This window comes from Streptococcus sp. Marseille-Q3604 (genome assembly GCF_916619785.1).
Classification (GTDB): domain Bacteria; phylum Bacillota; class Bacilli; order Lactobacillales; family Streptococcaceae; genus Streptococcus.
The window spans coordinates 1-8,833 of record NZ_CAKAKM010000004.1 but is presented as its reverse complement, the minus strand read 5'-3'; the positions used below and the strand labels follow the sequence as shown (position 1 = coordinate 8,833).

The 8,833-nt window shown below is 37.8% G+C and carries 3 protein-coding genes; all 3 read right to left on the bottom strand.

Translation table 11 applies throughout. From position 1 onward, the window contains the following. Positions 1 to 3,166: glucosyl transferase (locus tag LG375_RS10515; protein WP_225745773.1), on the bottom strand; the 3,166-nt coding region annotated here is incomplete at its 3' end. Between the two features lie 267 nt (positions 3,167 to 3,433). Further along, positions 3,434 to 5,695: a glucosyl transferase gene (locus tag LG375_RS10510; protein ID WP_225745772.1), complete on the bottom strand. Its 2,262-nt coding sequence runs from the start codon at positions 5,693 to 5,695 to the stop codon at positions 3,434 to 3,436. A 362-nt stretch (positions 5,696 to 6,057) separates the two neighbouring features. Further along, positions 6,058 to 8,583, bottom strand: a complete 2,526-nt coding sequence (locus tag LG375_RS10505; RefSeq protein WP_225745771.1) for an N-acetylmuramoyl-L-alanine amidase family protein — start codon at positions 8,581 to 8,583, stop codon at positions 6,058 to 6,060. Positions 8,584 to 8,833 lie beyond the last annotated feature (250 nt).

Genomic DNA, 8,833 nt, shown 5'->3' with positions numbered 1-8,833 from the left:
AATTAAAGTAAAGGTGTTGACCATTGATGACTTGATCAAAGAGAAGGGCCTTACCATCGTTACCAAAGTAGTACCAGTTGCCCTTCCAATTAACGAATTGATTAGTTACAGCAGCACCTGTTTCAGCATCGAAGTAGTAAGTTGGGTTTTCTTCTGGATTTTTTGTATCAGTATTATAAGAATAGAAGAACCAATTCGGTTTTCCTAAAGCGCCACGAATTTGTTTGTGGGTTTCATATTTATTGGTAGGATTGTAAGAAAAGTAATATAATTTTCCGTCGATTTCTTTAAGACCTGAAGCTTTATTTCCTTTTTCGTCTACGTAGTACCAATTATCACCAGACTTAATAAAGCCAGGTTTTTCGACAGCAGCACCTGTTTCATCATCGAAGTAAGGAGGATTGTCATAACGATCAAAAGAACCTCTCAAGACTTCTCCATCGTCTTTAATATAGTATCGTTTACCATTTATTGTTCGGTAGTTAGAATACTGTTTTTCGCTATCAAAGTAGTATAGTTTGCCATCGGCTTTGATGAATTGATTACGAGGAACTTCGTGACGAGCACCAGAGTCTTTATCGTAGTAGTAACCTTCTGCGATTGCGTCTTTAGCTTGTACTCCATAAGAGTCAAAATAAACCTGCACCCCATCAATAGTTTGTGAGCCTTTAAGGATATTTCCTTCCGCATCTGCATAGTACCATTTACCATCATGGCTGAAGTATTGATCTTTTACAAGAGCACCAGAGTCTTTATCATAGTATCTCATAGGAGTGCCAGATAGATGATATTTTTCTTTTATGACTAGTTTACCATCTTTGTCAGCAAATCCACCTTTAATTTGTTGCCCTGTATTAGTGTCAAAATGAACTTGAATACCATCGATAGTTTTATCACCTTTTAATGTTTTCCCATCATTGCCAATATAGTACCAATTATCGTTAACTTGGACATAGCGGCTTGTTCCTAAATCTACTTTAGCACCAGAATTTTTGTCGTAGAAGTAGCCATCATCGGCAAATGTACCTTTAATTTGTTGTCCATTGTAACGGTCAAAGTAAACTTGTACGCCATGGACAGTTTGTGGACCTTTTAAAATCTTTCCTTTATTATCTGAATAATACCACTTACCGTCGACTGTAAAGTACTTATCTTTAACAAGGGCTCCTGTATCTTTTTCGTAGAATTTAACAGGATCATTATTATAATTGTAATTCTCTTTACTAATTAGTTTGTCAGAGTAATCAACAAACCCACCTTTAATTTGTTCACCGGTATTTTTGTCGAAGAGATACTCGATATTATCAATTACAGTAGCACCTTTGACAGCTCTGCTGTCAGAACCAATAAAGTAAATCTTACCATTTGATGTGACAAACCTGTTAGTAACTAGATTACCAGAGTCTTTGTCGTGGAACTGTTGATTGTTATCAAACCCACCTTTGACCTGTTTACCGCTACGATCAAAATAAACATGAGCATTATCAATGGTCTGTTCACCAGTCAAAATTTTTCCATCATTACCAACATAGTACCAATTCTCTCCAATTTGAACATAACGGTTAGTACCAAGGTCTGTAAAGTTACCATAATGGTTATAGTAGTGACCGTCACCAAAATCATTAAAAAGTTGATGACCATCATAATTGCTGAAGTATACGGAGGCACCACTGATTGTTTGTGGTCCAGAAACACGTATACCATTCTCATCTACATAGTAACGTTCATATTTTTGTGTGTTCTTATTATAATCTATAATGTATTGGCTTTTAACAAGAGCACCGGAGTCTTTATCATAGTAGCGATATTTATAATCTGAGGAATCTCGAACAAATTTCCCCTTAATTTGTCTTCCATCGCTATCAAAATAGACCTGAACACCATCAATGGTTTGAGCTCCTTTTAGGATAGCACCATCATTTCCTGCGTAATACCATTTGCCATCTAGTTCGAAATAGCGGTTAGTACCAAAATCAACTTGTTTACCCTCCTTGTCGTAATAATAGCCATTAGGAGCAAATCTATCCTTAACTTGTTCACCATAGTTATCAAAATAATTCCAGATTCCGTTAATTACTTTGTGGCCAGTTACTTTATAACCATTTTCGTCTAAGTAATAGGTGCTACTATAAATGTTTGCGTAATTATTAGTAACAAGCTCACCGGAATCTTTATCGTAATAATGATTGTCTTTAGCAAAATTTCCTTTAACCTGTTTACCATCTTCATCAAAGAAAACTTTGATACCATCAATCGTTTGCGGTCCTTTTAAGATTTTCCCCTCACTTCCAATATAGTACCAATAATTGGAAATTTGGAAGTAGCGGTTAATCCCTAAGTCAGTTAATTTCCCATCTTTATCATAATAAAGTCCATTAGGATCAAATCTGTCTTTTAATTGTCTGCCATTATAATCGAAGTAATTCCAAACCCCATTAATTTCTTTGGAACCAATTACCTTATTTCCATTTTCGTCTACGTAGGAGTTAGTTATGGGAAAATCATTATAGTTAATTACATAGTTATTGGTAACAAGAGCACCAGAATCTTTGTCATAATAGTGACCGTCCCAGGCAAATTCCCCTTTAACCTGAACACCACTATCTCTAAAGTAGACCTTAACGCCATCAATAGTTTGTGGTCCAGTCAGGTCTTTACCACTAGCATCTTTATAATGCCAGTGACCATATGCATCACTATAGTATTGACCACCAGTGACATTGGTTTCGCTGTTTGAAGTTTCGTTAGCTGATGTAGCCTCATTGGTAGCTCGGTCTGTAGTTACAGCTTCGCGTGTTTGGCCTGAGGCCGATTCTGCAGGTGCTTGACTTTCGCTTGCAGTTGTTGAAGCTGTTTCACTAGCAGTTTCAGAACTTGCTGTAGAAGTTGTGGCTTGTTCTGAGACATTTGTAGTGCTTTCAGTGCTGGCTGCCTTTTCAGTAGTAGCAGGTGCTTCGACAACCTTAGTTTCGACGAGGTCTGATGTCGTTTCTACATTGGCAGTGGTAGTAGCAGTCGTATCAAGGTTTGATGAGTTGTCAACTTTAGCTTCCTCAGCAAATGCAGGCCTTGCGATAAAAGCAAAGCTAGCAAGGGCAGTTACACATGAGAATGCAATCAGATGTTTTTTGGACTTAGGTCCAGTAAAATTAGAATGTACTTTCATACTTTTTCCTCCATTTCCTAAGTCCTATTATAGCGCTATTTTAGAGAGTTTCAAGGAAACATAATAAATTTAGACAAAAATAAGAAAACGATTACATAAAAAAGCGAGTGAATGGCCAATGTCACAATTTTATCAGTCACAAGAGTTTAAAAACACAAAAAATCCAGGACCTACGCCCTGGATTTAGGAGATTATGAAAAAGAAAAGTTTTAGGATGGTTATAGTATATAAAGCAAAGCCTAAAGTTTTCTTAAAGTAAGGAATATCTTAAACTTTGGTCGCATTACCATTTTCATCAAAATGATAAGTTACACCTTTGATAGTACGTGTTTGGTTGGTGACTAGTTCACCAGAGATTTCATCGTAGTAGTGACCATCTGGTGTAAAAGCACCTTTAATTTGTTCCCCTCTAGAATTAAAGTAAAGCTTTTTACCATTAATTTCAGAGGCACCAATTGCTGCTGTACCATCTCCATTGAAATAATACCAATTTCCACTGGTAAAGACGAAGCGGTTTTTAACTGCTTTCCCAGACTCACCAAAATAGTAAATTTTATCCTTTGTATAATAGAGGAGGCTATTTTTTTCCATTGAAGCAACTCGAATATATTTGCTTGCCCCACCTGGGGTGAAGTAGTAAAATTCGCCATCAATTTCTTTAAAGCCGATTACTTGTCTACCAGTTTCGTCATGGTAATAAGTATCTCCAAATGAGTTTTTTACAAAACCAGAATAGTTTACTTTATATCCATTATTTTTATCATAAAAGTATTCAGGCATATATACACCATCGTGTGCAAACCACCCTTTGACTTGTGTTCCTTCATAGCGACTGAAGATGACTTCATGACCATCAATAGTATGAGCACCCTTTAAAGTATTGCCATTTTTATCAACGTAGTACCAAGATTTGTTGTATTCGATATAACGATTGGTCGCGAGTTCTCCAGAATCTGGATCGAAGTAGTGAACAAGGTTATTACGGGCATTGGTATAGGCCCCTTTAACCTGTTGGCCGTTCTCACGGAAGAAGACTTTTTGACCGTTAATGATTTGAGCACCAGTGAGGTTGTCTCCATTCGCGTTTTTATAATACCAGTTTCCGTTATCATCGCTATAATAACCATTTGGGTTAGGAGCATCCGTACCGACGCCATTTTCATCAAATCGATAGGTCATACCATTAACTGTTAGAGTGGTGTTAGAGACGCGTGCTCCAGAATTAGGATCATAGTAGCGAAGAACACCATTGTCGAGAATAAGCTCTCCCTTAGCTTGACGACCATTGGCATAGAGGTAAACGATTTGACCGTCTATATTGACTTCACCATCTTGAGGACGAATTGCATTTCCATCTTCAGCATAATAGTACCAGCCATCATTTTCTTGGACATATCGATTTTTAACGGCTTGACCAGTAATTGGGTCAAAATAGTATCGACGAGTGATTTTAGTAGGATTACCATAACCATAACTATTACCACGTGGTGAATTTTTCCCCTCCTCAAGAGAGATACTGATACCTTTTTGTAGAGAGCCAATATAAACAGGAGTAGTAGCATCATATATTTTGAAATAAAAGAGGTTTCCGTCAATCTCACGAACTCCTGTAAACTTAGAGCCATCATTGTTGAGGTAGTAAGTTTTTCCTCCTTTATCATTGACAAGCCCTTCTTTTCTTACTCTAGCTCCAGAGTCAGCATCGTAATAGAAAGTCATATGAGGATAACTATAAGTTTCTCCACTAAAGTCACCTTTGATTTGAACACCTTTATAATCAAAGTAGACTTCTTGACCGTTGATAGTTTGTTCTCCAGTGAGGGGATAGCCATTTTCACCTAAATAGTACCAATTACCTTGGTATTCAAGGTATCGATTAGTCCATAGTTGCCCAGTATCAACATCGTAGTAACGAAATAGACGATTCTTCCAACCGATTAAAGGCCCCTTAACTTGTTGCCCATTACTGCGGAAATAGACATTTTGACCATCGATAGTCTGTTCGCCAACGAGGTTTTTCCCATTCGCATCCTTGTAGTACCAGTTTCCCTGATCATCACTATAATATTGACCACCAGTGATATTGGTTTCAACATTCGAAGTTCCGCTAGCTGAAGCTGTCTCATTGGCAGCTCGGTCTGTAGTTACAGCCTCACGTGTTTGGCCTGCGACTGATTCTGCAGGAGTCTGGCTTTCACTTGCAGTTGTTGAAGCTGTTTCACTGGCAGTTTCAGAGCTTGCAGCAGCAGTTGTGGCTTGATCTGAGACATTTGTAGTGCTTTCAGTGCTGGCTGCCTTTTCAGTAGTAGCAGGAGCTTCAACAACCTTAGTTTCGACAAGATCTGCTGTGGTTTCCACATTGGCAGTGATAGCAGCAGTCGTATCAAGGTTTGATGAGTTGTCAACTTTAGCTTCCTCCGCAAATGCAGGCCTTGCGATAAAAGCAAAGCTAGCAAGAGCAGTTGCACATGAGAATGCAATCAGACGTTTTTTGGACTTTTGTCCAGTAAAATTAGAATGTACTTTCATAATTTTTCCTCCATTTCCTAAATTCTATTATAGCGCTATTTTAGAGAGTTTCAAGAAAATATAAGAAATTTAGAAAAAGATAAGAAAAGGTTTACATTTTTCTTGGCTTGAAGTGGCTTTTACACTTTTATTGTTTCCAAGAGTTTTTAAAACGTAAAAAAAACCAGGACCTGCGCCCTGGATTTAGGAGATTATGAAAAAGAAAAGTTTTAGGATAGTTATAGTATATAAAGCAAAGCCTAAAGTTTTCTTAAAGTAGACAAAAATTATTTTCGTGGATTTTAAAAAGGAAGTTGAAATTAATCAACTTCCTTTAGTATAGATGTCTTGTGAGAAAATTTTAGTCGATTTTCTTACATTTCTTACAATTGCTTTGCACGTCCATTTTCATCAAAGTGATAAGTCACACCATTGATGGTACGTGTTTGGTTGGTGACGAGCTCACCAGAGTTTTCATCGTAATAACGAGTCCCCTTGTAGTCTGTAACGAAATCGCCCTTCACTTGCTTACCTTCATAATCGAAGTAGAGGTGTTGACCATTGATGACTTGATCGAAGAGGAGGGCCTTACCATCCTTACCGAAGTAGTACCAGTTGTCCTTCCAATTGACGAATTGATTGGTTACCGCAGCGCCTGTTTCAGCGTCGAAGTAGTAGTAACTGTAGATTTTAGGTTCGATAATAGTACTACTAGATGTCCGAGGATATCTAGTAGACTCTTTTTGCTCAGGACTAAGCACTTTATCTTTTGCGAGATAACCAGTAACTAAGCTTGTAGACTCTGTATTATCGAGATAATAGAGTTTCCCATCGATTTCTTGAAGACCGAGAAGTTTATTACCATTTTCGTCAGTATAGTACCAATCGCCACCTACTTGATGGAAGCCTTTTTCTCTAACTGCGGCTCCAGTAACTTTATCATAGAAAGGCCCTGAACCGTAAGGTCCAAAAGTACCTCGACGGGCTTGTCCATCTTCATAGAACGAATAGGTTACACCATTAATGGTATGAGAATCAGAAAGTGGTTTTCCATCTTTATCATAATAGAAGAGACCATTATCAACATGAACAAATTGGTTCCGTGGGACATCCTTCTGTTCACCGGTATCCTTATCATAGTAGTGGCCATTTTTAACTACGTTTTTGAATTGTGTTCCGAGGTGGTCGTCAAAGTAGACAGGAGCACCATCAATGGTATGGGCACCTTTTAGAATATTGCCTTGCTTGTCTGCATAGAACCATTTGCCTCGAGTTGTAAAGTAACGCCCCTTAACAAGTTCACCAGTATCCTTGTCATAATACTTAACTGGGTTACCAAAGACAACAAAGCTATCATAGAGAACATTAATGCCATCTTCATCTACAAAGTCATCTTTAGCTTGTATTCCAAATACCCTGTCGAAATGCACTTGAGCACCATTGATGATGTGGTCGCCTTTAAGGATTTTGCCATTTGAACCGACATAATACCAATGGTTATTAATATTATGGTAACGATTTTTTTCGAGTGTAATTCTCGCACCAGAGTCTTTATCATAGTAGTAACCGTCGTCTCCAAAATCACCTTTAACTTGTCGCCCATAATAAGAATCAAAGTAGACAGGAACATTATTTATGGTTTGTGAACCTTTTAATGGTTTGCCCTCAGCATCAACATAGTACCAATATTTATCTACATTGACATAACGGTTGGTTACAAGTGCACCAGTTGAGGCATCGTAGTATTTACCATTACCTCCGAAGTCACCTTTCACTTGGGCACCTGTCTTTTTATCGAAGTAGTACTCTTTACCATCAATACGAGTAGCCCCCTTCATGGCTACACCTTTTGCGCCAACGAAGTAGCTCTTATCGTTGACTGTTACGAATCGGTTTCTTACTAGCTTACCAGTGTGTTCATCATAATAGCGGTTATCCTTGTCAAAATTCCCTTTTATTTGAACACCATTTTCATCGAAATAGACCTGAGCTCCATTGATGATATGGTTGCCCTTTATAATTTGTCCTCTATCATTGAGATAGTACCATTTTCCTTTGATTTCAACAAAGCGGTTGGTACCTAAATTGACGAAAACACCATCCTGATCGTAAAAGTGTCCATTAGGAGCAAAGCGGTCAATGATTTGAGTACCAAATTTATCATCAAAGTAGACTGATTTACGATTAATTCGATACTCACCGTACACAGGGTTCCCATTTTCATCTAGATAGTAACGTTCATATTGTTTCGTATCGTTGCTGTAGACCACGATAAATTGATTTTTGAGAAGAGCACCAGAATCTTTATCATAGAAATTTAGTTTTTTAGCATCATTAGGGTCTTTAGCAAAAACGCCTTTAGCTTGAATGCCATTTTCTTTATCGAAATAGACTTGAACCCCATCTATGGTTTGTGGTCCAGTCAGATCCTTACCATTGGCATCTCTGTAATGCCATTTGCCGTTTTGGTCGCTGTAATATTGACCGCCTGTAACGTTTAAGTCCTCATTGATAACAGGAGTTGTCGCAGTTGTTTCACTAGTGGTACTGTCTCTTGTTGAAGCTGTGTGTGCTTCAACGTTGGCTGTTTCAGTAGGTGATTGACTTTCATTAGTGCTTGCTGAAGCCCTTTCTCTAGCGTTTTCCGAACTTGCTAACTCTGGAGCAACTGTTGAACTTTCAGCAGAAGCAGTTGCCTCAATTCCCTTTGTTTCAACTAAATCTGCTGTTGTTTCAAGATTGGCAGTAACACTTGCTGTCGTGTCATTCTTGAGTGTTTCACTAGCAGTTACTTCATCCGCAAAAGCAGCTCCGGCAATAAGTGCAAAACTAGCAAGAGCAGATGCACATGAAAACGCAATCAGATACTTTTTAGATGCGTGTTTTTTGGCCTTATCATTTTTTTCCATAATAAATACCCCCTTTTAATTTATATTATAAGACAATAAGAAAGCCTTTTCAAGATTAAAATGAAAAGGCTTTCTTATAATGTGAAAAGGAGTAGACAAAAAAGAAAAGTATGCTTTTCTTTGAATATTAAGTGAGATGTTGCCAGTTCTTACTAAATCCAGGATTCATAAAAAACAAAAAAATCCAGGACCTGAGCCCTGAATTTAGGAGATTATGAAAAAGAAAAGTTTTAGGATAGTTATAGTATAT